General features: G+C 64.5%; 23 protein-coding genes and 1 pseudogene. 15 read left to right on the forward strand and 9 right to left on the reverse strand.

Translation table 11 applies throughout. The features are described 5' to 3' along the window. Window positions 1-317 (forward strand): hypothetical protein (locus A9W95_RS27405; RefSeq protein ID WP_172826723.1); only part of this gene is annotated, 317 nt, incomplete at its 5' end. A gap of 16 nt (window positions 318-333) precedes the next feature. Here A9W95_RS27405 and A9W95_RS25600 read toward each other — a convergent pair. Continuing rightward, complete coding sequence (locus tag A9W95_RS25600; protein WP_067419160.1) at window positions 334-645, reverse strand: DUF732 domain-containing protein; 312 nt, start codon at window positions 643-645, stop codon at window positions 334-336. A 78-nt stretch (window positions 646-723) separates the two neighbouring features. Continuing rightward, window positions 724-1,368: a S1 family peptidase gene (locus A9W95_RS25605; protein ID WP_067419130.1), complete on the reverse strand. Its 645-nt coding sequence runs from the start codon at window positions 1,366-1,368 to the stop codon at window positions 724-726. Window positions 1,369-1,666: 298 nt separating this feature from the next. Between A9W95_RS25605 and A9W95_RS25610 the strand changes: the two genes are divergently transcribed. Further along, complete coding sequence (locus A9W95_RS25610) at window positions 1,667-3,064, forward strand: PE domain-containing protein (protein ID WP_067419131.1); 1,398 nt, start codon at window positions 1,667-1,669, stop codon at window positions 3,062-3,064. Window positions 3,065-3,106: 42 nt separating this feature from the next. Here A9W95_RS25610 and A9W95_RS25615 read toward each other — a convergent pair whose 3' ends face one another. Together A9W95_RS25615 and A9W95_RS25620 are read right to left on the reverse strand one after the other, a co-directional pair. Further along, complete coding sequence (locus A9W95_RS25615) at window positions 3,107-3,619, reverse strand: SRPBCC family protein (RefSeq protein WP_067419132.1); 513 nt, start codon at window positions 3,617-3,619, stop codon at window positions 3,107-3,109. A 41-nt stretch (window positions 3,620-3,660) separates the two neighbouring features. Next, window positions 3,661-4,524, reverse strand: a complete 864-nt coding sequence (locus A9W95_RS25620; protein WP_067419133.1) for a phytanoyl-CoA dioxygenase family protein — start codon at window positions 4,522-4,524, stop codon at window positions 3,661-3,663. Between the two features lie 70 nt (window positions 4,525-4,594). Between A9W95_RS25620 and A9W95_RS28515 the strand changes: the two are divergent. From A9W95_RS28515 to A9W95_RS25630, 3 genes and pseudogenes are all read left to right on the forward strand, one after another. Next, a pseudogene (locus A9W95_RS28515) lies at window positions 4,595-5,341 on the forward strand (BadF/BadG/BcrA/BcrD ATPase family protein); the annotation flags it as partial. A 69-nt stretch (window positions 5,342-5,410) separates the two neighbouring features. Beyond that, complete coding sequence (locus tag A9W95_RS28520) at window positions 5,411-6,307, forward strand: N-acetylmuramic acid 6-phosphate etherase (RefSeq protein ID WP_067419161.1); 897 nt, start codon at window positions 5,411-5,413, stop codon at window positions 6,305-6,307. A 17-nt stretch (window positions 6,308-6,324) separates the two neighbouring features. After that, complete coding sequence (locus A9W95_RS25630; protein ID WP_156746418.1) at window positions 6,325-7,839, forward strand: serine hydrolase domain-containing protein; 1,515 nt, start codon at window positions 6,325-6,327, stop codon at window positions 7,837-7,839. Here the strand turns inward: A9W95_RS25630 and A9W95_RS25635 are convergent. Next, entirely contained in the window at window positions 7,836-8,546 is a 711-nt protein-coding gene (locus A9W95_RS25635) for a M15 family metallopeptidase (RefSeq protein ID WP_067419134.1), read from the reverse strand. The two genes, A9W95_RS25630 and A9W95_RS25635, sit on opposite strands and share 4 nt — an antisense overlap. Window positions 8,547-8,707: 161 nt before the next feature. Here A9W95_RS25635 and A9W95_RS25640 point away from each other — a divergent pair, with 161 nt between their 5' ends. Continuing rightward, window positions 8,708-8,932: a hypothetical protein gene (locus A9W95_RS25640; protein WP_067419135.1), complete on the forward strand. Its 225-nt coding sequence runs from the start codon at window positions 8,708-8,710 to the stop codon at window positions 8,930-8,932. Between the two features lie 160 nt (window positions 8,933-9,092). Beyond that, a complete protein-coding gene (locus A9W95_RS25645) occupies window positions 9,093-9,665 on the forward strand; it encodes a hypothetical protein (RefSeq protein WP_253851763.1) in 573 nt (190 codons plus the stop codon). Window positions 9,666-9,682: 17 nt separating this feature from the next. Here A9W95_RS25645 and A9W95_RS25650 read toward each other — a convergent pair whose 3' ends face one another. After that, window positions 9,683-11,476 (reverse strand): PPE family protein, encoded by a 1,794-nt coding sequence (locus A9W95_RS25650; protein ID WP_067419136.1) that lies wholly within the window; start codon window positions 11,474-11,476, stop codon window positions 9,683-9,685. A 285-nt stretch (window positions 11,477-11,761) separates the two neighbouring features. Here A9W95_RS25650 and A9W95_RS25655 point away from each other — a divergent pair, with 285 nt between their 5' ends. Then, entirely contained in the window at window positions 11,762-12,211 is a 450-nt protein-coding gene (locus A9W95_RS25655) for a universal stress protein (RefSeq protein WP_067419164.1), read from the forward strand. Window positions 12,212-12,240: 29 nt separating this feature from the next. On the opposite strand, the gene A9W95_RS25660 is transcribed toward A9W95_RS25655, so the two are convergent. Then, the gene (locus A9W95_RS25660) at window positions 12,241-12,711 is read right to left on the reverse strand and encodes a helix-turn-helix domain-containing protein (RefSeq protein ID WP_067419137.1); all 471 of its coding nucleotides are present in this window, start codon (window positions 12,709-12,711) and stop codon (window positions 12,241-12,243) included. Window positions 12,712-12,792: 81 nt separating this feature from the next. Between A9W95_RS25660 and A9W95_RS25665 the strand changes: the two genes are divergently transcribed. From A9W95_RS25665 to A9W95_RS25675, 3 genes are read left to right on the forward strand one after another with little or no spacing between them, the layout of a single operon-like run. Further along, window positions 12,793-13,932, forward strand: a complete 1,140-nt coding sequence (locus A9W95_RS25665) for an acyl-CoA dehydrogenase family protein (protein WP_067419138.1) — start codon at window positions 12,793-12,795, stop codon at window positions 13,930-13,932. Continuing rightward, window positions 13,929-14,903: an LLM class F420-dependent oxidoreductase gene (locus A9W95_RS25670; RefSeq protein ID WP_067419139.1), complete on the forward strand. Its 975-nt coding sequence runs from the start codon at window positions 13,929-13,931 to the stop codon at window positions 14,901-14,903. Before A9W95_RS25665 ends, A9W95_RS25670 begins: the two co-directional genes overlap by 4 nt. Beyond that, a complete protein-coding gene (locus A9W95_RS25675) occupies window positions 14,900-15,916 on the forward strand; it encodes an NADP-dependent oxidoreductase (RefSeq protein WP_067419140.1) in 1,017 nt (338 codons plus the stop codon). The genes A9W95_RS25670 and A9W95_RS25675 overlap by 4 nt, the downstream gene beginning before the upstream one ends. 6 nt (window positions 15,917-15,922) lie before the next feature. On the opposite strand, the gene A9W95_RS25680 is transcribed toward A9W95_RS25675, so the two are convergent. Then, entirely contained in the window at window positions 15,923-16,606 is a 684-nt protein-coding gene (locus A9W95_RS25680; protein ID WP_067419141.1) for a hypothetical protein, read from the reverse strand. 13 nt (window positions 16,607-16,619) lie between these two features. Beyond that, window positions 16,620-19,238, reverse strand: coding sequence for a hypothetical protein (locus A9W95_RS25685; RefSeq protein ID WP_067419142.1), 2,619 nt, complete (start codon window positions 19,236-19,238; stop codon window positions 16,620-16,622). A 442-nt stretch (window positions 19,239-19,680) separates the two neighbouring features. Here A9W95_RS25685 and A9W95_RS25690 point away from each other — a divergent pair, with 442 nt between their 5' ends. Genes A9W95_RS25690 through A9W95_RS25705 form a run of 4 tightly spaced genes read left to right on the forward strand, consistent with a single transcriptional unit; the run spans window position 19,681 to window position 24,882 of the window. Next, the gene (locus tag A9W95_RS25690; RefSeq protein ID WP_253851764.1) at window positions 19,681-21,045 is read left to right on the forward strand and encodes an aldehyde dehydrogenase; all 1,365 of its coding nucleotides are present in this window, start codon (window positions 19,681-19,683) and stop codon (window positions 21,043-21,045) included. A gap of 30 nt (window positions 21,046-21,075) precedes the next feature. Further along, window positions 21,076-22,065: a tocopherol cyclase family protein gene (locus A9W95_RS25695; RefSeq protein WP_067419143.1), complete on the forward strand. Its 990-nt coding sequence runs from the start codon at window positions 21,076-21,078 to the stop codon at window positions 22,063-22,065. Window positions 22,066-22,105: 40 nt separating this feature from the next. Further along, window positions 22,106-23,035: a DUF808 domain-containing protein gene (locus tag A9W95_RS25700; RefSeq protein ID WP_067419144.1), complete on the forward strand. Its 930-nt coding sequence runs from the start codon at window positions 22,106-22,108 to the stop codon at window positions 23,033-23,035. 5 nt (window positions 23,036-23,040) lie between these two features. Further along, a complete protein-coding gene (locus A9W95_RS25705) occupies window positions 23,041-24,882 on the forward strand; it encodes a glycoside hydrolase family 15 protein (RefSeq protein WP_082983329.1) in 1,842 nt (613 codons plus the stop codon). Window positions 24,883-24,952 lie beyond the last annotated feature (70 nt).

The following is a 24,952-nucleotide window of genomic DNA, read 5'->3' on the forward strand; positions in this document are numbered from 1 at the left end:
CGGCCAAACTGTGGGTCGACTGCGTCGTCGCAGATGAGAACGACGAGGACGAGGACAACAGCAACGCCATTCGGGTCATCGGTGGCCGCTGGCCCACCGACGGCCATCCGTGGAAGCTGTCCCACGACGATGCGGTGTTGTACGTCGACTCCAACGAGCTAGAGCTTCTGGTGGACCCGAAAAGCGTGTGCGGCAAGGAATTACCGATCACCGTTGCCGAGGAGGAAGGCGGACGACGCTGCCTGCGCGTGGAGGGTGACCCCGACGCACTGCTCCAGCTTCGGCAGCGCTCCGCCACTGATGGCGAAGGGGACTGAGCGAAACCCTGCCGGCTTAGGTGCAGAGGGTAGGGGCGTCGCAGACATTGCCCGGGCAATAGGCCGAGTGGGCGGCGTTGACGAAGGTTCCGTCGTCTAACAACGTGACACCCCGGGCGTTCATGTGGGTGTGCATGTCGTCGGCGATCTGTTGCGGCGTCCATCCCCAGGTGAGGTCGTAGCAGACAAGGTGGCCCTCTCCGATGAGGGCTTCTTCCTTGCCGGGTGGCCAGGTAATCCCTACCGCGCGCAGTTGAGCCAGGAAGGCGTCATCGGCCGGAGTGGCAGCGGCAACGGCGGCGCTCCCGAGTAGGGCGGCGCCCGCGATTGTTGCAATGGAAAGCCTGGTCAGCCAGCGAGGTGAAGGCACGGGGATTCCTTTCTTTGCGCGTAGGTCGGGGCGGTATCACGGGAGTATGCGCAAACCCCACCTGCCGAGCAGTGGCTGCACGGGTATGTAGACCGTGGTGTTCAGATCGTCGCCATACGAACCCGCCAGAATGCCCACGGCGCTCACGCTCCCGTCGGGATTCTTCACATAACCCGCGCTGCCGCTGTCCCCGGACTGGGCGGGCACGCTGGCGATGATGACGTCACCGTCGATGTCCTTGACGGGGCCGCATGTCTCTCCGGTGATCGCGCCGAGCTTGCAGAACGGCGTACCCACTTGAATCTGATTACCGCTCAGGACGTTCCGGACACGCCGACCGCCGACGCCGCCTATCGGCACGCCGACACCAGGATCAAGGCGGATGATGGCCGCGTCCTGACGGTCACTGTCGTGTTCGCTCGCGGTGATTCTGCCGAGCGGAATGTCGTCGTCGTACGTCCACAGCGAGCCTTCGGGATGGTCGCAGTGGCCGCTGGTGAACAGGTAATAGCTACCGTCGCCGCCTTGGGCGGCGAAGCCCGCGGTGCATTTCCAGTCTTGATCCTTCACCTGCACCCCCGGTGCCGGAGGCGACGCCGCCAGCGCCGGGTGCGCAACTCCAGTCGCCGCCACCAGCGCGACGCCGGCCAACACAAGCCCTCGAAACCAACGTGCGATCACATCGCTTCCTTTGCTCGTGTCCGCTTGGCCACGACGCGCAAAGACTACCTGTCAGGCGTTGCTGAGGCGCGGCGTAGATCTGCTTCGGCGACTCGTGCGAGAAGGCCGACCGAATGACCAATTTTCTGGCAATTTTGCTGGCGGATTGCCGCCGCTAGCGATAAATTCCGTTGGGGTCTGACGACTCGAATGGGTTGTTACACGTGGGGGTGAGTGCGAGTCCTTCTCTGCGCGATAGCCGCAAATGCGAAGCGCCATCTGCGGCACATCGGGCGAGACCGAGGATTGGGAGGGTCTTATGTCGTCGGTGGTGGTCGTTCCGGAGTGGCTCACTGCGGCAGCGGCAAATGTGGCTGAAGTCGGGTCCACGATCGAAGAGGCCAACGCTGCGGTGGCGGCGCAGACCACGGGCGTGCTGGCCGCGGCCGAAGATGAGGTGTCGGCGGCCATCGCCGCGCTGTTCTCTGCCCACGGCGAGGGATACCAAGCGTTCAGTGCGCAGGCGGCGCTGTTCCACGACCGGTTCGTGCAGGCCTTGACCAACGCCAGCGGGGCGTATGCCGCCGCCGAAGCGGCCAGTGCCTCGCCATTGGCCGCTTTCGAGCAGGCGGTGCTTGGGGTCGAGCAGGGGATTCAGCAACTTCCCACCACAATCGCCACCGAGTTCTCCGAAATCTCCAACTACTTCCTCACCCAGATCTTCGGAGCGCCGGCCGCGCCGCCCTTCCCGGCCAGTCAGACAGGTGGCTTCTCCGGCGCCCCGTCGCTGATCACCCGGTTCGAAGAAGCATTGCTCTACCCGGTGAAACCCATCCTGGCGTTGTCCGGGATCGAACCGCAATTGTCAGTGCCAGGGTCGCCGATACTGTCGTTCCTAGGCGCCGAGCTACCGCCTCCGCTGTCGTGGTTGATCGGGAATTCCCCGCCGCCGTTCTTGAACATGCTGCTCGGGGAAACGGTGCAGTACACCACATACAACGGGATGAGCGTCGTGCAGATTACGCCGGCTCATCCGACCGGCGACTACGTGGTCGCGATCCATGGTGGCGCATTTATTCTTCCGCCCTCGATATTCCACTGGATCAACTACTCGGTAATGGCTTACCAAACCGGCGCGACGTTTGAAGTGCCGATTTATCCCTTGCTGCAGCAGGGCGGTACCGCTGGCACGGTTGTGCCGCTGATGGCGAACTTCATTTCCTCGCAGATCACTCCGGCGCACCCGCACGTCAGCGTCATCGGTGACTCCGCAGGAGGCAACCTGGCGCTCGCGGCCGTCGAATACATGGCGGCCGATCCGATTACCTACTCAGCTCTGCCGACGTCCATGGTGCTGCTGTCTCCTTGGCTGGACCTGGGCATGACCAATCCGAATATCGGTTTCGTGCAGGACCCGCTACTTCCGGTGGGCCCGGCGCAACAGATCGGTAGAGCGTGGGCGAATGGTCTCGACATCATGAACCCCATGGTGAGTCCGCTCTACGGGTCGCTGGCCGGATTGCCGCCGACGTACGTCTACTCGGGCAATCTCGACATTCTTTCGCCCGACGTGTTGCGACTTCAGGAGTTCGCAAGAGTTGCGGGGGCTCCCTTCTCCTTCGTCCTGGGGAATGGGCAAATTCACGACTGGACCATCCTGACTTTGGACGGTCCTCAATATTGGCAACAGATCGGTCAGGAGCTCATCGCGGCCTGACGTCGCTCACCGGAGTTGTCGCTACGAGGTGGGCAGCTCCGACTATGCCCGGGCAGCGCCTACCGCGAGGCCGGCCAGGTTGCGCAGCGAGTTGTCCAGGTGCTCCCGGCCAAACGGCGGGAATTCGATGTCGCGCTGCGATGGCGGCACCCCCGACCAGTCATAGGTCAAGCGCACCTCAGTCTGCGAAGCCCCGATCGGCGTGAGGTCGTACCGCCAAACCCAGCCGCCGAAAAGGATCTTTTCTCCGTTCTTCACGTCCATCAGGAAGCCCCGCGCGTTGACCTCTTGGCCGGGCGCCCAAGCGATGGCGTTGGGCGGGTCGTACACGACCACTTTGTTGGCCATTTCATAGTCCCCGTTCGGGTGGTTGTCGTGATACATGGCAACCCGGAATATCTGCCCCACCTCGGTCAGGCGTTCCCCGTCGACGGACTCGCGCACCCACCCCGTGCCGTCGATCGCGGCGTGCGTATTCGGATCGGCGAGCACCGCGAAGACCGCTTCGGCGGTCGCGTCGATTGTTGTTGTGGCGATCAGTTGTTTGTCAGTCACACCCTTACCGACTGCCGGCGCGGACCGAACTCATCGCAAGACTACGAATCTTCACCGGTCTCGAGTAGCCGCAGCGGATGCAGTCCGTCGACCGCGCCGACGAACGGTGGGTGGATGCTGTAACCGAGCATGCGGCGAATGTCATCGGACACCGTTCGGGCGATATCGCGCGATATCGACAACGTGAAGGCCTCCATCGGACGAAGCCAGGGTTGGCAGTACTGGGCGGTCACCGCAAGCCGGTCGCCGGTCGAGTTGTTGGCGCCGCCACCATGCCACAGGGTGCCGACAAAGAAGACGCACGAGCCAGCAGGCATGGTCACCGGCATGGCATTGTCGTCTGGGCCGGGTCGACGCTTACCCCAGCGGTGGCTGCCGGGGTAGAGCACCGTGGCGCCATTGTCGGCGGTGAACTCGTCGATGGCCCAGATTGTCGCCGCCGCCAACGGTTCTCGCGGTCGCGGGATGGGGTAGAAGCCGTCGTCATGGTGGGCCAGCTGCGCGGCCTCACCGGGCTGAATGTTGATGGCCTGCAACGCAGAAAGCAGGTAGTTGGGCATCAGCAGCCGGTCGAGCACCGCCAACACCCGTGGATTGTCGACCAGTCGGTCGCACACCCGGGTTCTGCTCAGCACGCTGTAGATGCGTTGGGTGCGTCGGCCTTCGAACGAGTTGCGTCCGGTGTGCCCCAGCCGGGGCAGCACTTCTTCGCGGATGTGCTCACATTCCTCGGCGCTGAGCAAGTTCTCCCAGACGACGTAGCCGTCGCGGTCGAGAGCCGCCATGTCGGCCTCGATCACAGAGCCCTCGACCGAGCTTCCGCCCGTCGGGGTCCACTTGTAGCGCTGCGCCAGATCACCCCGAAGGTCTTCCAGCGTCGTGACGGACTCGTCGTCGATGGTCATCGTGCTCGTCCTTTCTCATGCCCACACTAAGAGAGAAAAGGGCGATACGGGTGCGGCAGCGCATGAAAGCATGGATTCGGTGATCCTCTCCATCGACTTGGGCAAGACGTCGTGTCGGGCGGCCTGCGGCGACCGAAGGGCCGAGGGGCCAGGCGCGCCGGGGTTGGCGTTCGCCGGCGGGGTGCGGGCCGCGGAAGCGGCGATCGTTTCTCTGGCCAAACAATTCGGACCGGTGGATGAGTTGATCGTCGGCGCGGCCGGCGCATTGACGGCACCGGATGCGGCGCGCGCGTTGGGCGAGGCGCTGCTGACCGCACTGTCGGCTAAGCGGGTCGCGGTGACCGGCGACTCAGTGACCGCCCACGCCGGTGCATTGGGCGGAAAGCCCGGCGTCGTGCTGATCGTCGGCACCGGTGTGGTGGCGTTGTCAATCGACGCCGACGGCGTGATGCGTTCCGCCGACGGCTGGGGTCCATGGTTGGGAGACGAGGGCGGCGGCGCGTGGATCGGCGCGGCCGGCCTGCGCGCGGCGCTGCGCGCCTTCGACCGGCGCGGACCGTCCACAGCCTTACTCGATGCCGCCACCGCCCGCTTCGGCTCGCCGGAGACATGGCCAAGCCAGCTCGTGGAGCCGGCCCGGCTCGCGTCGTTTGCGCCGGATGTCCTGGCTGCCGAAGACGACGCCGAGGCATCGGCGATTGTTCAGACGGCCGCGGGGTCGCTGGCCGCGACCGCCCGCGCGGTGGGGAATGGCCCGGTGGCGATGGTGGGCGGCTTAGCGCAGATGACGGCGCTGCGTAAACACATCGAGGTCGTCGCGCCCATCGGGGACGCGCTCGATGGCGCGCTGCGGTTGCAGGCGATCCACGAACCCCAGGTGATCCGCGTGCACGCCACCGGCTCCACCGATCGGCTCGACGCGCTGGCGACCGAGGCCGCACGTTCTGACTTGCACGACCTCGACACACGGCCGATCGCAGAGATCGTTGCGCTGCTCGTCGCCGCCGAGGGCGAGGCGCACGGCGCGGTGGTCGCGGCGCTTCCCCGGATCACGGCCGCGGCCGAGGCCATCGCCGCGCACCTCGAGCGAGGCGGTCGCCTCGTCTACGCCGGCGCCGGGACGCCCGGTCGGCTCGGCGTGCTCGACGCGGCGGAATGCGGACCGACGTTCAACACCGACTTGGTGCGTGGGGTGATCGCCGGCGGACCGGCGGCGCTCACCCAGGCGATCGACGGCGCCGAAGACGCCTTTGACCCGGCAGCGCTCGCCGATCTCACCGCAGCCGACGCGCTCGTCGGCATCACCGCCTCGGGCCGCACACCGTTCGTGCTTGGTGCGCTCGACCATGCCCGCGCGGTGGGCGCGCTGACCGTCGCGATCGTCAACAACTCCGGCAGCGAGGCGACGGCTGATGTCCTGATCGAATTGCTAACCGGACCCGAGGTGCTCGCGGGTTCCACTCGCCTGACCGCGGGGACGGCCCAGAAGGTGGTGCTCAACGCTATTTCGACGAGCGTCATGATCGCCCTGGGCAAGGCCTACGGTCCGCGGATGGTCGACGTGCGCGCCACCAACGCAAAGCTGCGCCGCCGCACGGTCCGGATCGTGCGGGACTCCGCCGGCGTGGACGAGGAGGTTGCGACCGCCGCGCTCGCCGCCGCGGGCGGTCACGCCAAGACCGCGATCGTCGCCCTGCTCGCCGGCGTCGACGCCGCCGAAGCCGTGGCCCGGCTAGAACGAGCGAATGGACATGTCAGAGAAGCGGTCAGCGTGTGGCCGTGATGGTATGCAGTAGATCAATGCGAAAGCTCATTGCCGTCGGAACCGTCGCGCTGGCCTGCACTGCGGCTTGCTCGCGCGGCGACGCCCCGCACGTCGCAGTAAGCGCGACCACGCAGGCGCCCGCGGTGGTCCAAGTACCGACTCCCGCAAAGGTTCCCAAGCTTCCGGAGGTGGCGCCCGCACCTGCGTTCGCCAGCGTCTCGAAGCTGATCGACGATGCAATAGCGGCGAACAAGCTGCCCGGGGCCGTCGTCGTCGTCGGTCATGGTGGTGACATCGTCTTCCACCAGGCCTACGGCTCCCGCAAGCTCGCCAGTGAACCAGGATTGGATGGACAGCCTGCGCCCGCGGCGCCCATGACCGAGGACACCCTCTTCGACCTGGCCTCGTTGACCAAGATCTTGGCCACCGCCACCGCCGTCATGCAGCTCTACGAACACGGTCAGGTGCAGTTCGACGATCCGATCCAGCAGTATCTGCCCGACTTCAACCCCGAGAATGACCCACGACGCGCCAAGGTGACGGTTCGCATGTTGCTCACCCACACCTCAGGGGAGCGCGGGGACGTCGAACTCAAGGATCCGTGGGGACTGGACCGAGCGGATAAAACCGAAGGCATTCACCGTGCGCTCACGACGCCGTTGGAGTCAGGTCCCGGTGACGTTTTCCACTACTCGGATATCAACTTCATTTTGCTCGGTGCGCTCGTCGAACAGATCACGGGCGAGGACGAGGACGTCTACGTGCAGGACCACGTATTCGCCCCGCTCGGTATGACCGAGACCCGCTACCTGCCACCCGCCAAAGCCTGTGGGCCGCACACCATTCGAGGCGCTGCGATTGGGTGGGCGCCCGCGCCGCAAGGGGGGTTGGCGGCTTCTTGCCCCGCAGACGCGTGGAGTACGGAGTTGTTGCCGCGCATCGCTCCGACCGCACGCGACGAAGAAGGACGCGCCGATCCGGGCAAGAATCCCGACCTCGATCACCTGCTGTGGGGCACCGTGCATGACACCACGGCACGACGCATGGGCGGAGTGGCCGGGCATGCCGGCGTGTTCTCCACGGCATACGACGTCAGTACCTTCGCCCAGGCGTTGCTCGACCGGCTCGAGGGCCGCCCGAGCAAATTTCCGCTGACCCAAGCGTCGTGTGAGCTGATGACCTCTCCGCAACAGCCCGGACATACCGCCGGGCAGCTCGAAGCGGCCAACAGGGCCACTCGAAACGACATCGCCAAGGGACTCAACACCTGGGATCCCTTGCTCGCCGCGCGTTATCCGGCGATCCCGGGACAGAATCTCCGTGGTTTCGGCTGGGACATCGATACGCCCTTGTCGGGAACCCGAGGCATGGTCTTCCCCATCGGGAGCTTCGGCCACACCGGTTTCACCGGAACCTCGATCTGGATCGACCCGAACTCGAACACCTACATAGTGCTGCTCGCGAACTCGATCCATACCCGGGGCAGCCCACCGATGTCGGATCTGCGCGGTGAGGTGGCGACGATGACGGCGCGGGCCCTCGGGCTCTAGGGCCGCTCGAAGTGCTGGTAGTCGAGGGGGGCGTTCCACTGGCCACCCCACCTCCAACCACGATCGGTGAACGCGAGCACGGCGGGGTCGCCGATGTGTAAGAGTCCAGGGTCGGTGCGGCTGCGATCAAGGAAAGCCGCGGCATTGTGAGGTTCGAAGAAGCCGCTGGCATACAGGCACGGATTGACCAGGGTATTGATGTCGATGGCGCGGCCGAAGGCATGCGGAGACCAGTCGTTGGAGTCTGGGATGAGTCGGCAATTGAACGCCGAGGTGTTGTTGTCCTCCATCGACAATTCGTCGTCGGCGTCGGAGTAGTGGTCGACCGTCTGGATCTTCTCGACGGGATATTTGATTTGGTAAAGCCGCTCGAAGATGGCGATGACATCCGGCACCAACTGTTCGTGCACGACCAGAGCGCCGCGGTGGGTCTGGCCGTCGAAGCCGAGGTAGTTGACGTCGACCCGGCGTAGCTGCTCCGGCTCGACAGGGCAGCCCGGTCGCCAGGTGGTGCCGAGCTCGGCGGCACTGACCGGCTGGACGGCGGCAGCGGCGGGCGCCGGGCGGGTGGGTGGCGTTGCCGCGGAGGGTGATGCCGCTGTCGTGGACGACGGAGGTTTGGCTGCGGGTGGCGGTGCTGCGTGGCCGCATTGAACCAGCGCCAGAATTGCGGCGAGCGCTTCTGCCAACACGACGCCACGCCGCATCAAGGACCTCACGTAAGCCGAATCCTCACTGCTTGACTGCTGTCCCAACGGTCACCATCAGCGATTCGCAAGACAATCCGCCGCCAACGCTACCGCGACAGCCACACCTCGAGACGCACACCGAACGCGATAGGCCGAGGACCGAGCCCTAGCCTGGGTTCATGGCTGACGAATCGTGGACTGTCCAGACCGGCGAAGTGGACGACCCGAGTAACCCGGGCGTTCCTCCGGTACCGACCACTGTCTACGACGGTGACGAGGCTGGCGCCAGGTCCGCATATGACGAACACACAGCGAAAGCCACCGAGAAGAATTACCGCTACGTGCTCTTGCGTCGGGTCGCGGAAATCATCGAGTGCTGGGGGACGCCGCCCGCCGTCGGTTAGCCGGCCCCTTGCTTTTCGCTGCGAGTCCTCATCGGGTGAAGTCGGTAAGTGAACTGTATGAGGCGATTGCGAGTTAGCCATGGACAGCATTTGCCGCGCCGAGTGAAATGAGAGCGAATCTGCTCAACCCCGCACGGCGGGCCGTCCGAGGAGTCAATCCATGCATGCAGTGTCGCGCCGCAAGATCCGCCAGGTTGTGCAAGTGGTCGCCGTCGCGTCGGCCGCGACCGGAGTCATCGCGCTCGCGGGTACTACCGCTCGACCGGCGGTGACGCTGACCGCCATTGAACTAGGCCAGGGTATTTCGGTCACCCCCGCACCGGGCTGGGTGATCGGAGATCAGGGCCCTGGCTGGGTGACCCTGCACAACGACTCCTCCACCGCGGAGATGGAGATCAAGGTCAAGCCGGCCAACGGGAACGACGCCATTGCGGTGCTGCAGGGCGACATCAGCCGGCTGAGTAGCCTGTCGACGACGGGTTTGACCAATGTTCGCGACCTGGGGGCGCCCAGCGGAAACCCGTTGCAAAGCCCTAACTTTCAACAACAGGCGTCCGTGACGTTCAACGCCGACGGCACCTCGCGCATGGGACTGATTCCCGTGGTCGGCTCATTCAGCGAACTACTGAACACCTCGACCCATCAATCGGCCTTCATTGTGTTCGCCCAGAACAGCGACGCCTCCGCCGCCGCAGACAGTGACGGTCAAGCGATGATCGACTCGTTGCTGTAAACGGGCGCTCACTCGTCTTAGTGGCCGAAGCCGGACTGGAAGTTCCCTTGGTTGAAGGCGCCCGAATTTTCGGTGCCGGCGTTCGCTACGCCGCTGACAGTGTTGCCGGGATTATTCAAGCCCGAGACTTGAGAACCGGAATTGCCGATGCCGGTAGAGGAAATCGAACCCAGGGCGTTCAGCAGTCCGGAGTCTCCGGTGCCGGCATTCCAGAATCCGGAATCAGCGGTTGAATTGAAGAAACCGGAGCTACCCACGCCGGTGTTTCCGAAGCCGGAGCTGGACACTATTCCGACCAGGTCGGCGTCGTTGCCGATCCCGGTGTTCAAGATGCCAGAATCGAATAACCCAGTGTTGGCGGTCCCTGCATTCGCCCAACCTGTGTTCAATTCGCCGGCGTTGAAGTCGCCCGTATTGAGCAATCCGGAGTTGCCGCTACCGGTGTTGAAACTGCCCGCATTGAAGTTGCCCGCATTCAAGGTTCCGGAATTACCAAACCCCGTGTCGACTTCACCGCCGTTTCCGAGACCCGTATTGAGCAGTCCGGCGTTGCCCAGGCCGGTATTCAACGAGCCCGAGTTGCCGAAGCCGGTGTTGTGTCCCGCAAATCCGGTCCCTTCGTAGATTCCAGAGTTGCCTACGCCCACGTTAAAGTCGCTGGAGTTGAACAAGCCGACGTTATGGCTACCGGAATTGAAGAACCCGATGTTGTCGGTGCCCGAGTTGAACAGTCCGATGTTGCCGCTGCCCGAGTTGAGTAATCCGGCCAGATTTATGCCGACTTGATTGTTCCCGGTGAGGCCGATGCCGATGTCGTTGGTGCCGGTGTTGCCCAAGCCGATATTGTTTGAGCCGCTGTTGCCGAAACCCCAGTTGCCGCTGCCGGTGTTGCCGCCGCCGACGTTGTTGTTGCCGCCACCATTTCCGATACCTACGTTCGAGGTACCGGTATTGCCGAAGCCGAGGTTGGAGTTACCGAAGTTTCCACTGCCGATGTTGTTGTTTCCGATGTTGCCATTGCCGATATTGCCGTTGCTAGTAGGAAAGCCGAGGTTAGCGTTACCGTTACCGTTACCGCTGCCGAAGTTGTTGCTGCCGAGGTTGCCGCTGCCGAGGTTGAAGTTCCCGATGTTCCCGCTACCGAGATTTGTGTCTCCTTGGTTGCCGCTTCCCCAGTTGGAGTTGCCGAGGTTGCCGCTGCCGAGGTTGCTGCTGCCGATGTTTCCGCCGCCCAGGTTGTAGTTGCCGATATTGCCCAAGCCCAGGTTGGTCGTCGCGAGTGCCGGCAGGGCTTGCGCCGACTGCTGCCAGGACACCAACTGCGCGGCGGCGGCCGACGCCCCACCGTGATATCCGACCAATGCCTCCACATCGGCAGCCCACATCGCCTCATACTGCGACTCGGCCGCCGCGATGGCAGGCGCGTTCTGGCCGAACAGATTCGACATCACCAGCGACATGAATTCGTCTCGATTGGCGGCAACAAAAAGCGGGTGCACCGTTGCCGCCTGTGCCGCCTCGAACGCAGCGGCGACCGCCCTGGCCTGCGCTGCGGCGGCTGATGCCTGTGATGCCACCACGTTCAGCCAGTTCGTATACGGCCCCGCCGCGGCCGCCATCGCCTGCGCCGCCGCTCCTTGCCACCCTTGACCGACCAGCGTCCCCGTCACCGAGGCGAACGATTCGGCTGCCGCCCCGATGTCGGCGGCCAATCCGTCCCACGCCGCAGCGGCGGAGAGCGTCGGTACCGACCCGGCGCCGGAGAACATCAGCAGCGAGTTGATCTCGGGGGGCAACGTCACGAAACTCATAGCGGTCGTCCTTCCTGGACCGAGCGCTACCCGGCGCGTCCTTCTGCGCGCGGCTCGTCGGTCATCGCCGTCGTAGTGTGAGTCGTCGAGAAGGCTTGTGAGATCGGGAAAACTCCCTATTTTTGCCGTCGGTTCGCCCCGCCGCGGGAGCGTCACCGGCACGTATCACTCGTTGGGTCAGCCGAACGTAGATCGAACGAATCGTTTCGAATCAGCCCCGGACCGGCAATGATTGCCTTGGTACGAGATGTGTCGGTTAGCTAGCTTTCGGTATCGGGAGGAATGATGGGCAACTACAAAGTCGTGGTGGTCGGTACTGACGGCTCTGACACGTCGTTTCGCGCGGTCGACCGCGCCGCGGCCATCGCAGCCGAGTCCGGAGCGAAACTCTTCATCGCAACGGCGTTCCTGGACTCCGACCACAGCGGTGGAACCGACCCCGATCAACTCAAGAACGAGGAATACCGAACCCAGGGCAACGCGCCGGTCTACGACATGCTGCACCAAGCCTCCGCGCGGGCGCGCGATGCCGGAGCCAACGACATCGAGGAACGGGCCATTGCTGGTGGCCCGGTGGACGCGCTGGTAGAACTCGCCGAGGAGGTCAATGCCGACCTGCTCGTGGTAGGCGACGTCGGTAACAATTCGTTGGTCGGGCGGGTCGTCGGTTCCGTCCCTCGCGCCGTTAAACGGCGCGCGAAGACTGAAGTGCTCGTGGTCGAAACGCAGGACTGATTCGTCGCCCTCCCGCTCCAGCGAACCCGTTACCGCGCCGCCGCGCGAAAGCCCGGACCGGCTTCCGGGGTCACATTGCGCGCAGTAATTTCCTCCCCACACCGGGCGCACGTCACCCGCGCATCCGCGACTTCCCCACAAAGGTTGTGGCGCAAGACAATCGGAGGCCCGGATGGGTGGGGCAGGTGCTCGTCGCCCCAGCGCATGAGAACGACGATGGCTCCGAAGAGGGCGCGCCCCGCGTCGGTCAACCGGTACTCGTGGCGCTGCGGGTCCGACGAATAGGGCACCCGCTCGAGCAACCCCCGCTCGACGAGCATCCGCAGCCGCGACGACAACGTGGGCCGGGGAATGCTGAGGGTTCGGGCCAACTGGCCGAAGCGCTGCACCCCGAAGAAGGCCTCACGCAAGATGAGCAGTGTCCACCGCTCACCGACCAGTTCAAGGGCTCGCCCGACAGACTCGGCTTCGAACCGGTGCGACAGATCGGGTTCACTCATAGTTCAGAAATTGTACCGGTTCACTCTCTGAACCAGGCGTGGTAAATTTTTTGAACCGCCACGATGGACCCAGGAGTGCCGATGAGTAACCCACCGCTCACCGCCGATCACGTGGAAAAGCTCGCTGAACAAATCGGCGTTGCGGCGCAAACCTTCTCGGCCCAAATTGACCACGATCGTCGGCTTCCGGATGAGCTGTTGGCTCAACTCAACGAGGCAGGCCTGCTGCGGGCCACCATGCCTCGAGAGGTCGACGCGCTGGAGCTGGCGCCCGGGCCGGCGCTGCGCTGCGCCGAAGCGGTCGCGCGTGGCGACACCTCAGCCGGATGGTGTGTGTCCATCGCGATCACTAGCGCCCTGCTGGTCGCTTACCTGCCGCCCGCCGCGCGCGACGAAATGTTCGGCGGCGGACAAGGCGTCGCCGCGGGGGTGTGGGCGCCCCGCGGCAGGGCGAAATCGGTTGGCGGCGGTGTTGTGGTGTCGGGCCGGTGGCCCTTCTGCAGCGGCATCACGCACGCCGACATGCTGTTCGCGGGCTGCTTCGTCGACGAGGGACGCGTGCCGTCCGTCGTCGCGCTGCCGAAGACAGATCTCCAGGTTCTGGACACCTGGCACACGTTGGGCCTACGGGGCACCGGCAGCCACGACACGGTTGCCGACGAGGTATTCGTTCCGGCCGACCGCGTGTTCTCCGTCTTCACCGGGCCGATCGTGGACCGCCCGTTGTATCGGTTCCCCGTGTTCGGATTCTTCGCGTTGTGCATCGGCGCGGCCGCGCTGGGCAACGCCCGCGCGGCGATCGACGATCTAGTCGAATTAGCCAGCGGAAAGAGGGGTTTGGGATCAACCCGCAGTTTGGCCGAACGCCCGGCGACCCAAGCGGCAGTAGCGAGGGCGGAGGCCGCGCTGGGTGGTGCTCGTGCGTTGTACTACGAAGCGATCGACGAGGCGTGGCAAGCCAGCCAGCGCCAGGACCCCGTTACTTTGGCCTTGCGCAATCGGCTGCGCTTGGCCGCCACCCACGCGGTGCGTACCTCGGCCGATGTGGTGCGTGACATGTACGACTTGGCCGGCGGCAGCGCCATTTACGACGGCGCACCGTTGCAGCGCCGGTTCCGCGATGCGTTCACGGCCACCGCGCACTTCCAGGTCAACGAAGCATCGCGCGAGCTACCCGGCCGCATCCTGCTCGACCAGCCCGCCGACGCCTCGATGCTGTGACCGGATACGAAGTCGCGCTGCCGTTTTGGCTGGATCGGCCGAACCGCGAGGCCATGGAGGTGGCCGTGGCGGCTGCCGAATCGGGTTTCGGTGCAATCTGGGTCGGTGAAATGGCGACCTACGACGCGTTTGCGCTCGCCACTGCGATCGGGATGCGCGCGCCCGGCGTCGATTTGAAGATCGGCCCGATGGCCGTCGGCGTCCGCACCCCGGTCGGGTTGGCGTTGGGCGTGAATTCGGTGGCTTCACTCACGAGCAGTCGAGTGGACATCGCGTTAGGAGCGTCGAGTCCGGTGATGGTGACGGGCTGGCACGACCGCAGGTGGGCCAACCATGTGCCGGTGATGCGGGAAACCATCGAGTGCCTCCGATCGATCTTGACCGGCGCACGAGTCGACTACGTCGGCCGCCACGTCAGCAGCCACGGCTTCCGGCTACGCGAAGCCCGCCCAGATACGCGAATTGCGTTGGGCGCATTTGGTCCTCGAATGATTCGCTTGGCCGCCCGGTGCGCCGACGAGCTGGTGCTGAACTTGGCCACGCCCGACCGTGTCGCTGACATCCGTTCGGTCGTCGATGCCGCGGCAGCAGAAGCCGGCCGCGCTGCGCCGCGCCTGACGGTTTGGGTTCCGGCCGCAATCGATCCGGGGGCTGCCGCGCACGCTCAACTGTCCGCACAGCTCGCGGTCTATCTCGGTCCACCCGGATACGGCGAAATGTTCAGTGCCCTGGGATTCGGCGACCTGGTGCACAAAGCCCGAACCGGCGCCACCCGACGCGAGCTGGCGGCGGCCGTGCCCGTCGAACTGCTCGACCAAGTTTGCGCGTTCGGCAGTGCTGACCGATTGGCGGCGCGGTTGTGGGCCTACCGGGAGGCCGGCGCCGACTGCGTCGCGGTGGTGCCCGCCACGGCCGAAGATCCCGCCGGACGGAAGGTCTTGCACGCGTCGATCACAGGAAGGAAGTCATGACCGCAACGAACACGGTGTGCCGACTAGCCGCTCGCCCCACCGGACTGCCGAAGCCGACGGATTTCGAGATCGTCGAGGAACCCGCCGGAAGTCCGGCCGATGGTGAGGTGCTGGTGGAGGTCGGCTATCTCTCGGTCGATCCGGCGATGCGAACGTGGATGAACGCGGGTCGCTCGTATGTGCCGCCGGTGGAACTGGGCGAGGTCATGCGCGCCGGCGGCATCGGTCGGGTCGTGGAGTCGCGGCACCCGAATATCTCGGTCGGCGAGGAGTTGTACGGCACTTTCGGGGTGCAGCGTTACGCAATCTCCGACGGCAACGACGTGACGCGCGTCGACACCACCCTGGCGCCCGCTCCGGTACATCTTGGGGCGCTGGGCATCAGCGGGCTCACCGCGTACTTCGGGCTGCTTGACGTCGGCCGCCCCCAGCCGGGTCAGACCGTCGTCGTCTCAGGCGCTGCCGGTTCGGTCGGCAGTATCGCCGGACAGATCGCGCGCATCGAGGGATGTCGGTCGATCGGCATCGCCGGTGGCCAGGACAAGTGCCGATGGCTCACCGAAGACCTCGGATTCGACGCGGCGATCGACTACAAAGCCGGTGACCTGCGCGGGCAACTGAAAACCCACGCGCCCAACGGTGTTGACGTCTTCTTCGACAACGTCGGGGGAGCGACGCTGGAAGCGGTGCTGGCACGGCTAGCGCGTGGCGCTCGCATCGTGATCTGCGGCGCCATCTCGCAGTACAACGCCGACAGTGAGCTGCGCGGTCCGGCCAACTACATGCAACTGCTGGTCGCCCGGGCATCGATGACCGGATTCGTGATATTCGACTACACCGACCGTTACGGGGAAGGCGTTGCCCAGCTGGCGGATTGGTTGCGCCGCGGTGAGCTGCGGTCGCGCGAGCAGGTCATCCACGGCAGCGTCGGTGACTTTCCCGAGGTGCTGTTGGCGCTTTTCCGTGGCGAGAACACCGGCAAGCTCATCCTGGCGCTGGACAGGGCTCGATGAGCCTCTTCACCACTTGGGTGGCGAATATTCCTGGTCAGCAACCTTCTTTTCTTTGAACAGTGGTTTCGTGCACTCCGGCCAGTCAGTTCCACCGTCGGTCGGTAAGCCCTGGGCTGCGTACCCGGAAATCAAGGCGCGCGAGGCAACGCCAACATTCATGCGATAGCGATTTTCGTACAAGATGCGCGTTAGATCAGCGGTCGCGTCGTAGTAATTGACCTGCTTCAATTGCGCCATGACCAGGGCGTTGTAGACCCTGGTATCGACGAAGCTGCAGACGGTCCCGGTCAAGGACGGGTTTGGGAACACGTAGCCGGTTCCGTCCCAGTCGCTTGTGTCGACCCGGATGTCGTAGTTGGGGCCGTCGACGCCGACATAGAGGCCGCCGTAATTTGTAATCGGTGCGGGCATGTCCGGGCTCTGCATATTCGGATTTGTGCCTCGTAGCTCGATTCTGTTCGCCGACTTGACCAAGGAATAGATCAAGTTACGAGATTCGGTGAACAGCGGTTGGTTGTTGAGGTTCGACGACGCATAGACAGCGCGCAGATACTCTGAGCCGTCTAACCTTTCGTGTTCCCAGTCGAGGTTGGGATCGCAGTTCACGGCGCTCTTAACGACCGCTATCAGCAGATCCTGTTCGGCTTGGGAGACATTGAACAGAGCATCAGTGAAGATGTAGAGGGACATGGGCTGCTATCTCCTACTGCGCTCGGTCGTATTGCGAGTCGGCCACCGCCGGATATCCGACGTGGACCTCGGCAAGGCGGCCCTGCCCGTCCAGGGTGTAGATGGACGGGGTGATGTGGGCGCCCGCGCGGCTTGAGATGTGCCCCATTGGGTCGGGCACCACGGGAACGTCATCGAAGAGAGGCGAATCGGCGAATTTACGGGCGTGCTGCGCTGTGGCGCCGCATATGACGATCGCCGTCAAAGGTTCTTGCGCTGAGTGCTCGATTAGACCGCGAAGGACTTCTTCGCTGGCGTGCTCGGTGGTGAGAAACGCCACCCGAGAACCGGTTCCTTTGCGCTGCAACGGGATGGGAGGGCAGTTGCGGGCGGGAAGGCTGACGTTCACGTAGCCACCGGTGCGCACCGGCTTATCGATCCGCGGAAACGACGGACGCCCTGACTGAACGAGACGGTCGTCGAGTTCTCGCGAGAAGTGAGTCACATCGATATGGCCGGTGTGGGCCCAGGTGAGCTCTCCGCTTGGATTGAGCAGCCGCCACTGAGGTTCCGCCACACCGCTGGCCAGCCCCAAACACCGCGACCAGCTGCCCAGCGCGTCGTCAATGACGAAGGTGAGCGCTGACAAGTCCGCGATCGGCTCCTGCAAATGAGAAGGTCGTGCGTTGTCGGTCACGATCAGCAGTACGACCAACCCGGCGTCGGTGCGCTCACTGCGGGTCAAGCCTTCCTTGACAACGGCTAACACGTCCTCATCGGACCCGCGGGCACCTGGCGCGATTGCCAATGTGTTGTGTGTAGCAGACATCCGTCGTTCGGGTATTTGTCGGATGAGCGCCTCGGTGGTTGGTCGGCGCTTCTCGGCGTCGAGCCCCCACTTGACTCGGAGATAGGGTCCGCTACCTGAGCCGAACGGCGATATGCCGCCGAAGCCGAACGCGTCGCAATACATGAGACTAGAAACTGGAGTCAGGGTGCCGGTGATGTGGTCGACGTGGCGTCCACGGATCTGTAAGCACATCTGTCCGGGGGCGTCGAGCCCTGGAAGGCTTCGTTCTCCCAAAATCGGACGACCGAACGCAGTGAAGTTGTCGGCGGGTCGTCGCAAGTCAAAGATGTGCTTATGGGTTGCTGACCCCGAAGGGCCTGCGCCGGCAAAAACAGACTTGGGCAGCGACCGCCACGTCCAGGTATAGCTGTCTATGCGGCCACCGGGGATCCAGGAGTCGAAAGCTGTGAACCCGTCGCCGGTCGAGTTCTTCTCGAAAATCACTTCGGGTGGGCGCCGCGGGGTCAGTTGCACTTCGCCGCGTAACACGAAGCCGTCCGCTTCGAAGCTGCCCTCGTCGACACTCATGTAGGCATTCGGGTCCAGCGATTGCAATTGGCCGGTGAGCTGCTCGCGGACGGTGGGTGAGGTAATGGCGTCAAGTCCGCTCGCCAGGTTGCCGAGTGCCGGGCTGAGCTTTGTAGCGATTTGCTGCGACAGGGCCTTACGCACTGCGCTTCGCATCTTCCCGGCGTAGGGACCGTTGTAATTGACGGTCACCGCCGGTGGGCCGCTTGGGCTTGCCGAGAACCGTTGCGAGACTGGGTCGAACATCAACGCGACCGTCTGGCTCGCCGAGAATGTCATGTTGAGGTCGTTTATATGCATCGAGCCGATGTTGTAGACGCCGCTTCGGTGCAGATGCGACGCCCAGCCATGCCCCGCTGCGACGATTCGTACGAAGCCGACACCCGACGACGGTGCAAGCCACTCGCTGGTGAGGGCGTCAATGCGTGCGTGGTAGTCGATCGTGAGCCCACCGCCGATGCCTGCGTCCCCAGAGATCCGACTGTCCTGCTGATAGCCGGCAAGCCCCGAGTGCTGCAGTCCATCATCGATACCGGCCATGATTGCGGCTTGGTTCACCGCGCAAGCGAAGTCGTGTCCCTGCAGAAATTGGGTAGTGATGCTGGCCAGGTCGCCCTGCGGTACCGCCCCGTTTGTGTCGACGGGAAATGCGACACAAGACAGCCCGAGGTTCCTTCCGTCAGACAGGGTTCGCCAGCGACGAAATTGCGCAGCCATCCGCTGCGGCTGTGGTCTTAACTCGCCGGCAAGCAAGCGAGCTATGTGCTTGGTCACTTGGGCTTTCATCGCGTCGGCGGCGTTGTTCCCGATCGTGCCGAGTAGTCCATTCTCGATGTAAGCGGTGCCGTCGAAAGATACGCTGCTCCTGTCGGGTGCCAACCAAATGTATTCCGGTGCAACCGCTTTCCACCCTGGGCATGCGGGATTGATCTGCGTGACACGATACTTTGCCCTGATCGTGCCGTGCACCACATCGACCGAGGCGGCGGAGAATGGATCCTTGCGGTAGCGAGCGCGGATTGCGATTTCGACCCACAGGTGCTCCGTCGCACCGTCATCGAAGAACACCTGCGGACATCCGATCTGGACACTGACCGACCCGCGGTCACCACTCCCGCTGCGGGCATTGCCGATCCGCAGGACGCAGTCGTGGGCAATGCTAGGCACGGAGTTGTCGGCGAATGAGTTCTGGTGCAGCGTCGCACAGAGTCGATTGATAGTGCTGTCGCTGATCTGGACAACGCCGTCGAAATCACCAGTCAGAGTGTTGGCCATGTCGCCTCGGTTTCTTCTAGGGCTTTACTAAGCGCGGAGGAGCTGCGTGAACAGTGACGCCAATGAATCGGGTCGGCGCAAGGCGATTGGGCGACCGACCGACAGTGTCATCCAGAGAAGGCACCGAACCTCCTGCGGCTCAACTGTTTAGCGACAATCGCAACGTATTGAGCAGTCAATGGCGACGGTAGGGTAGTCGACTACCTCATTAATCCGAGCCACGGCAGCATCAGCGACTTTCCCAAGGTGCTGTTGGCGCATTTTCTTGACGAGAACACCGGCAAACTCGTCCTGGCGCTAGACGGCGCTCAGTGAAGCTCACACTTGTCGCTGTGAGGCGGGCACAATCACCACTCCTCGTCCCAGTGGCCACTGTGACTAATGTGCCCAATGGCATCAAGCTCTCGGTTTAACCACCCGGGATTCGGGTGAAGACATACACGTGCCTGACACCACCGAGATAACAGTCCTTGACCCGCGCACCGGTGAGCCGGTGTCCCGAGTGCCCGTCGCCACCGAGGAACAGTGCGAGCGGGCCGTGCAGCGCGCCAGCGGAGCCGCCATCGACTGGGTGCGGGTCTCCCCGGGAGAGCGCGCCGCCCGCATCAAAGAGGCCGCCGCCTCGGTAGCAGCGGTCGCCAAGGAACTGGCTGAACTCATCGAACGCGAAACGGGCAAGCCGGTCGACGACGCGCTCGGCGGGGTGCAGGCCGGGGTCGACACACTGCGGCAGTACGCCGAACTCGGTCCGCTGCACCGCGGCCATAGCCTCCAAGGCAATTGGGCGGCAACAGATTTGATGATCGCCGAACCGCGCGGCGTGGTGGCGGTGCTGACACCGTGGAATGATCCGGTGGCCGTCGCCGCCGGGTTGCTCGGCGCCGCCCTGGTCACCGGGAACACCGTCGTCCACAAGCCCAGCGAACGTTGCCCGGCCACCGGCAGACGTTTCGCCGAACTGATCGCCGCTCATCTTCCCGAGGGCGTCCTCGAGATCCTCGACGGCGACGGCAGCGTCGGCGCCTACCTCGCCAGCGCCGAAGACGTCGCCGTCGTCGCCCACGTCGGCAGCACCGCCACCGGTCGCGAGATCGCGACAACCTGCGCAGCGCGCGGAGCCAAGGCAATCCTTGAGAACGGCGGTAACGACGCCTTGATCATCGATGCCGGTGTGGACCCCCAGTGGGCAGCGGAACAGGCCGCCACCGGCGCGTTTGCCAACTCCGGCCAGATCTGCGTCTCGGTGGAACGCATCTACGTGGTGGAGACCATCGCGAACGAGTTCATCGACGAACTGGTCACCCAAGCCGGCGTGTGGGCCGACCGCATCGGCCCGCTGGTCGACGCACGTCAGCGGGAAGTCGTGCACCAACACGTCGCCGACGCGGTGGAGAAGGGCGCCACCGTGCGCGCCGGCGGTCAGCCCGCCGACGGCCCCGGCTCCTTCTATCCCCCCACGGTGCTCACCGATTGCGAACCGAACATGCTTGTGTTCAACGAAGAGACGTTCGGTCCCATCGCCCCGGTGCGAGTGGTGGCCGACTTCCCGACCGCACTCGCCGAGGCCGCGCATGATCGGTACGGTCTCGCCGCGACGGTCCTCACGCCCGACATGGGTCACGCGCAAACGGCGTGGCGGACGCTTCCGGTGGGCACCGTCAAAATCAACGAAGTGTTCGGGGGTGCTCCCGGTGGAGCCTCGCAGCCGAGGAAAGCCAGTGGGAGCGGCTTCGGCTTCGGTCCCGAGCTGCTCGACGAGATGACCACAGTCAAGGTGGTGCACTGGACGGCACCGACGTCCGGTTGAGTCGCGGCGCCCCGGGGTACCAGGATTGCTGTGGACGTGATCGGCGCTGTGGCACAGACCGGTCAGCGGCTTGTCTCCCTATATCGACGGACCGGCGCTGACCTGCCGTTCGGAGACCCACTGCCGTCGCACGGCACCGAGATGGAGGGCTGGTTCTGGCGCCTCTCCGATCCAGCCAACGGGCGGGTCGTCGTCGCGCTGTGTAGCGCCAACCGGCACCCAGACGGTGACTGGTCGACCGCGGCCATCGCACTGCATCCCGGCGGGGTGGTGCGTTCGGCCGCCATCAACGGTGTCAGCGCCGATCGCACCCAGTTCTCAGTCAAAGCCGAGGCCGGTCCCGACGTCATCGACGCCGACGAGGAACGACTCAAGATGGTCCTGGGCGACACCGACGTCGATCTCAAGGTCACTCAGGACTGCCGCTGGCCCAAAGCTTTCGGCGGAGGCGGCGTGTTCTCCTCGATCCCCTTCCTCAATCAGTACTGGCACCCCTACCGGCTCGGGGCTAAAGCATCGGGCACGGTGACGTGTGGCGAACAGCGCTGGTCATTCACCGACGCCACGTTGTACTGCGAACGCAACTGGGGAGCCGGCTTCCCGCTGCGGTGGTGGTGGGGCCAAGCCCACGACTTCGGTGATTCGGACGCGTGTGTGGCCTTCTCCGGCGGCCTGCTGGAGTTGGGTCCATTGCGCCGGGAGGTCACCGGAGTCGTTGTGCGCATGGAAGATCGGGTGCTGCGCATCACTCCACCGGCGTTGGTGTCCTGCACGCTGGGTGACCGGCAGTGGCGCATCGATGCCCATACCCCGCGATATCACGTTGCGCTCGACGGACGCGGGGACGCAGCTGAACCCCACGTGCTGCCGGTGCCGCTACCGGCCGAGCGGCGCAACGTCGACACCGACTACGAGCACTTGGCGGGAACGCTGCGCTGCACGGTACGAGAATGGGGCCGAACCATATTCGACGGCACCTCACAACTGGCGGGTCTGGAAATCGGCAGTCGGCCAGGCTGATGTGCCAATCGGTAATGTCGATCGGGATGGCGGAGAAGCGATGAGTGCGGGTCTGTTCGGACTGCTCGACGATGTCGCGATGTTGGCGCGGGCGACCGCTGCCTCCGTCAGCGGCGTCGGTCCCGCGGCGGGCCGCGCGACCGCGAAAGCTGCCGGGGTAGTGATCGACGACACCGCAGTGACACCGCAATACGTTCACGGCCTCAGCCCGGACCGCGAATTACCCATCATCCGGCGCATCGGTATCGGATCGCTGCGCAACAAACTGCTCTTCATCCTGCCGGGCGCGATGGTGCTCAGTCAGTTCGCGCCGCGGCTGCTCACTCCCATCCTGATGCTCGGTGCCATCTACCTGTGCTACGAAGGCGCCGAAAAGCTATGGGAAGCCATCCGCGGGCACGACGAGCAGAGCCACGCGCCGGTCACCGAAGGCCACATGGTGTCCTCGGCGATCCGCACCGATTTCATCCTGTCCGCCGAGATCATGGTGATCGCGCTCAATGAGGTGGCCGAGCAGGCGTTCTTGCCACGGCTGATCATCCTGATCATCGTCGCGCTGGTCATCACCGTCGCGGTCTACGGAGTGGTCGGCGCGATCGTCAAAATGGACGATCTGGGGTTGCGGCTGACCAAGTCGGCGTCTCGCCCCGGACAGACGATCGGGCGCGGGCTGGTCGCGGGGATGCCGAGGTTGCTGACGGTTCTCTCCGGGGTGGGAACGGCGGCCATGCTGTGGGTGGGCGGTCACATCCTGCTGGTCGGCACCGACGAGTTGGGCTGGCATGCGCCCTACAGCGTGGTCCATCACGGCGAAGAACATGCCCGCCATGTTGTCGACTCCGTCGGGCCGGTGCTGGCCTGGCTGCTCAACACGGCGGCGTCGGCCGTCGTCGGCCTGCTCGTCGGGGCAGTGGTCGTGTCCCTGGCGCATCTGTTGCCGTTTCGCCGACGCCAGCAGTCGACCGCCTAGCGTTTATGGACGCCCGAACCCGGGAACGCGATGGCGTGCCGGCGCCCGAGCTTGACCCGATCACCTCTAAGCCGAGCCAGACGCCCTGTCGCCCAGACGGATTCGTGCCGCTGCGCAGCTACGCGCCGATCGGTGACGGCCGCACTGTCGCCTTGGTCGCCGAAGACGGTGCCATCGACTGGTTCCCCATACCCAATCTGAACTCCTTGCCGGTCTTCGCGGCCGTGTTGGACTCGGCCAACGGCGGGCGACTCGAATTGATCCCGTCGGTCGCGTTCTCGTCCCGCCGCCGCTACTTACCTGCAACCAACGTTCTGGAGACCACCTTCACCACCGAGTCGGGCTGCGTGCGGGTCGTCGATGCGCTCAACGTCGGAATCGACGGACGGCTGCCGTGGACAGAATTGGTGCGCCGCGTCGAAGGAATCGACGGCGAGGTACCGATGCGCTGGCGGGTGGCACCCGGAACCTGCTTCAACACCGCCTCACCGTGGGCGCGGCGAACGCCGCACGGCACGGTCTTGCGCATCAAGAACCTGAACATGGGGGTGTGCACCTCTGACGAGATGGAGATCGAAGTCACCGACCAGGCCGTGTTCGGCTCATTCACGGTGGATGCCGGAGCGCGCCGGGTGATCGGGGTGGTGGCCACCGACGCCGAACCGCTGATGCTGTCGTCGGTGGACGACATCGACCACGGACTCGACCGCACCATCGAGCATTGGTCCACCTGGTCCGACCAGTTCCAGTGCAGCGGAACCTGGCATGCGGCCGTGCGGCGCAGTGTGCTGTTCCTCAAATTGTTGATCTTCAGCCCAACCGGGGCGGTCGCGGCGGCGGCGACGACGTCGCTGCCGGAACGGCTGAGCGGAGGCAAGAACTGGGACTACCGCTACGCCTGGGTCCGTGACACCGCCTACACCTTGGATGTATTGCGTCGATTGGGAATTCGCGAAGAGACGCACGCTGCGATCAGCTGGCTGCTGCGCACCGTGCGCCGGCACCGCGGCGGCACCGGAGTCTTCTACCGATTGGACGGTGAGCCGGTCGACCCAGTGATAAGCCACCAAGCACCCGGGTGGCGGGCGATCGGCCCGGTGGTGACTGGTAATAGCGCGCACGATCAGCTGCAATTGAGCATTTACGCCGATCTGTTCAACACCGTGCGTTTGTACGTCGAAGGCGGGCACGCTCTGGACACCGACACCGGCCACATGTTGGCTGACTTCGCCGATCAAGCGTGTGATGCCTGGCGCACGCCCGACGCCGGCATGTGGGAGCTGTCCAAATTGGAGCACTACACCAGTTCCAAAGTCGGCTGCTGGCACGCACTGCGTTGCGCGGTCGGATTGGCCGAGCTAGGACAGATCCCGGGGGATCCCGATCGCTGGGCCAGTGAGGCGCAACGCATTCGCGATTGGGTCGAGCGGGAATGCTGGTCCGACGAATTGAACAGCTACGAGTGGTATCCCGGCAGCGGAAAGCTGGACGCCTCAATCTTGCTGCACGCCGGCAGCGGTTACGACCGGGGACCACGGATGTCGGCGACCATCGACGCGTTGCGCCGCCACCTGGGCAAGGGGCCGCTGATGTACCGGTTCAGTGGGGCCCGCGAAGAGCAGGAGGGGGCATTCGTCGCCTGCTCGTTCTGGGCGGTCTCAGCGCTGCACCATGTGGGCCGCGACGCCGAGGCGCGTGAGCTGATGGGGCAGCTGGTCAGCCAAGCAAACGACGTCGGGGTGCTCGCCGAAATGATTGACATCGACGACAATTCGTTCCTTGGCAATCTGCCGCAGGGACTCAGCCACCTGGCCCTCATCGGTGCCGCGTTGGATCTGCAGTCCTGATTCAAATCGGCCGTTTAGGTGACTCGGGCATGGGTAGCACTGACCTATCAACCCATCCAGACCCAAGGAG

The sequence above is a fragment of the Mycobacterium sp. 1423905.2 genome (assembly GCF_001673155.1).
In the GTDB taxonomy this organism is placed as follows: domain Bacteria; phylum Actinomycetota; class Actinomycetes; order Mycobacteriales; family Mycobacteriaceae; genus Mycobacterium.

Excerpts from the sequence above, each read along its gene's own strand:
- A9W95_RS25610 (WP_067419131.1), top strand. The coding sequence starts at position 1,667 with ATGTCGTCGGTGGTGGTCGTTCCGGAGTGGCTCACTGCGGCAGCGGCA.
- A9W95_RS25700 (WP_067419144.1), top strand. The coding sequence starts at position 22,106 with ATGAGTGCGGGTCTGTTCGGACTGCTCGACGATGTCGCGATGTTGGCG.
- A9W95_RS25660 (WP_067419137.1), bottom strand. The coding sequence starts at position 12,711 with ATGAGTGAACCCGATCTGTCGCACCGGTTCGAAGCCGAGTCTGTCGGG.
- A9W95_RS25630 (WP_156746418.1), top strand. The coding sequence starts at position 6,325 with ATGCGAAAGCTCATTGCCGTCGGAACCGTCGCGCTGGCCTGCACTGCG.
- A9W95_RS25675 (WP_067419140.1), top strand. The coding sequence starts at position 14,900 with ATGACCGCAACGAACACGGTGTGCCGACTAGCCGCTCGCCCCACCGGA.
- A9W95_RS25620 (WP_067419133.1), bottom strand. The coding sequence starts at position 4,524 with ATGACCATCGACGACGAGTCCGTCACGACGCTGGAAGACCTTCGGGGT.
- A9W95_RS25645 (WP_253851763.1), top strand. The coding sequence starts at position 9,093 with ATGCATGCAGTGTCGCGCCGCAAGATCCGCCAGGTTGTGCAAGTGGTC.
- A9W95_RS25635 (WP_067419134.1), bottom strand. The coding sequence starts at position 8,546 with ATGCGGCGTGGCGTCGTGTTGGCAGAAGCGCTCGCCGCAATTCTGGCG.
- A9W95_RS25665 (WP_067419138.1), top strand. The coding sequence starts at position 12,793 with ATGAGTAACCCACCGCTCACCGCCGATCACGTGGAAAAGCTCGCTGAA.
- A9W95_RS25650 (WP_067419136.1), bottom strand. The coding sequence starts at position 11,476 with ATGAGTTTCGTGACGTTGCCCCCCGAGATCAACTCGCTGCTGATGTTC.
- A9W95_RS25680 (WP_067419141.1), bottom strand. The coding sequence starts at position 16,606 with ATGTCCCTCTACATCTTCACTGATGCTCTGTTCAATGTCTCCCAAGCC.
- A9W95_RS25655 (WP_067419164.1), top strand. The coding sequence starts at position 11,762 with ATGGGCAACTACAAAGTCGTGGTGGTCGGTACTGACGGCTCTGACACG.
- A9W95_RS25685 (WP_067419142.1), bottom strand. The coding sequence starts at position 19,238 with ATGGCCAACACTCTGACTGGTGATTTCGACGGCGTTGTCCAGATCAGC.
- A9W95_RS25705 (WP_082983329.1), top strand. The coding sequence starts at position 23,041 with ATGGACGCCCGAACCCGGGAACGCGATGGCGTGCCGGCGCCCGAGCTT.
- A9W95_RS25640 (WP_067419135.1), top strand. The coding sequence starts at position 8,708 with ATGGCTGACGAATCGTGGACTGTCCAGACCGGCGAAGTGGACGACCCG.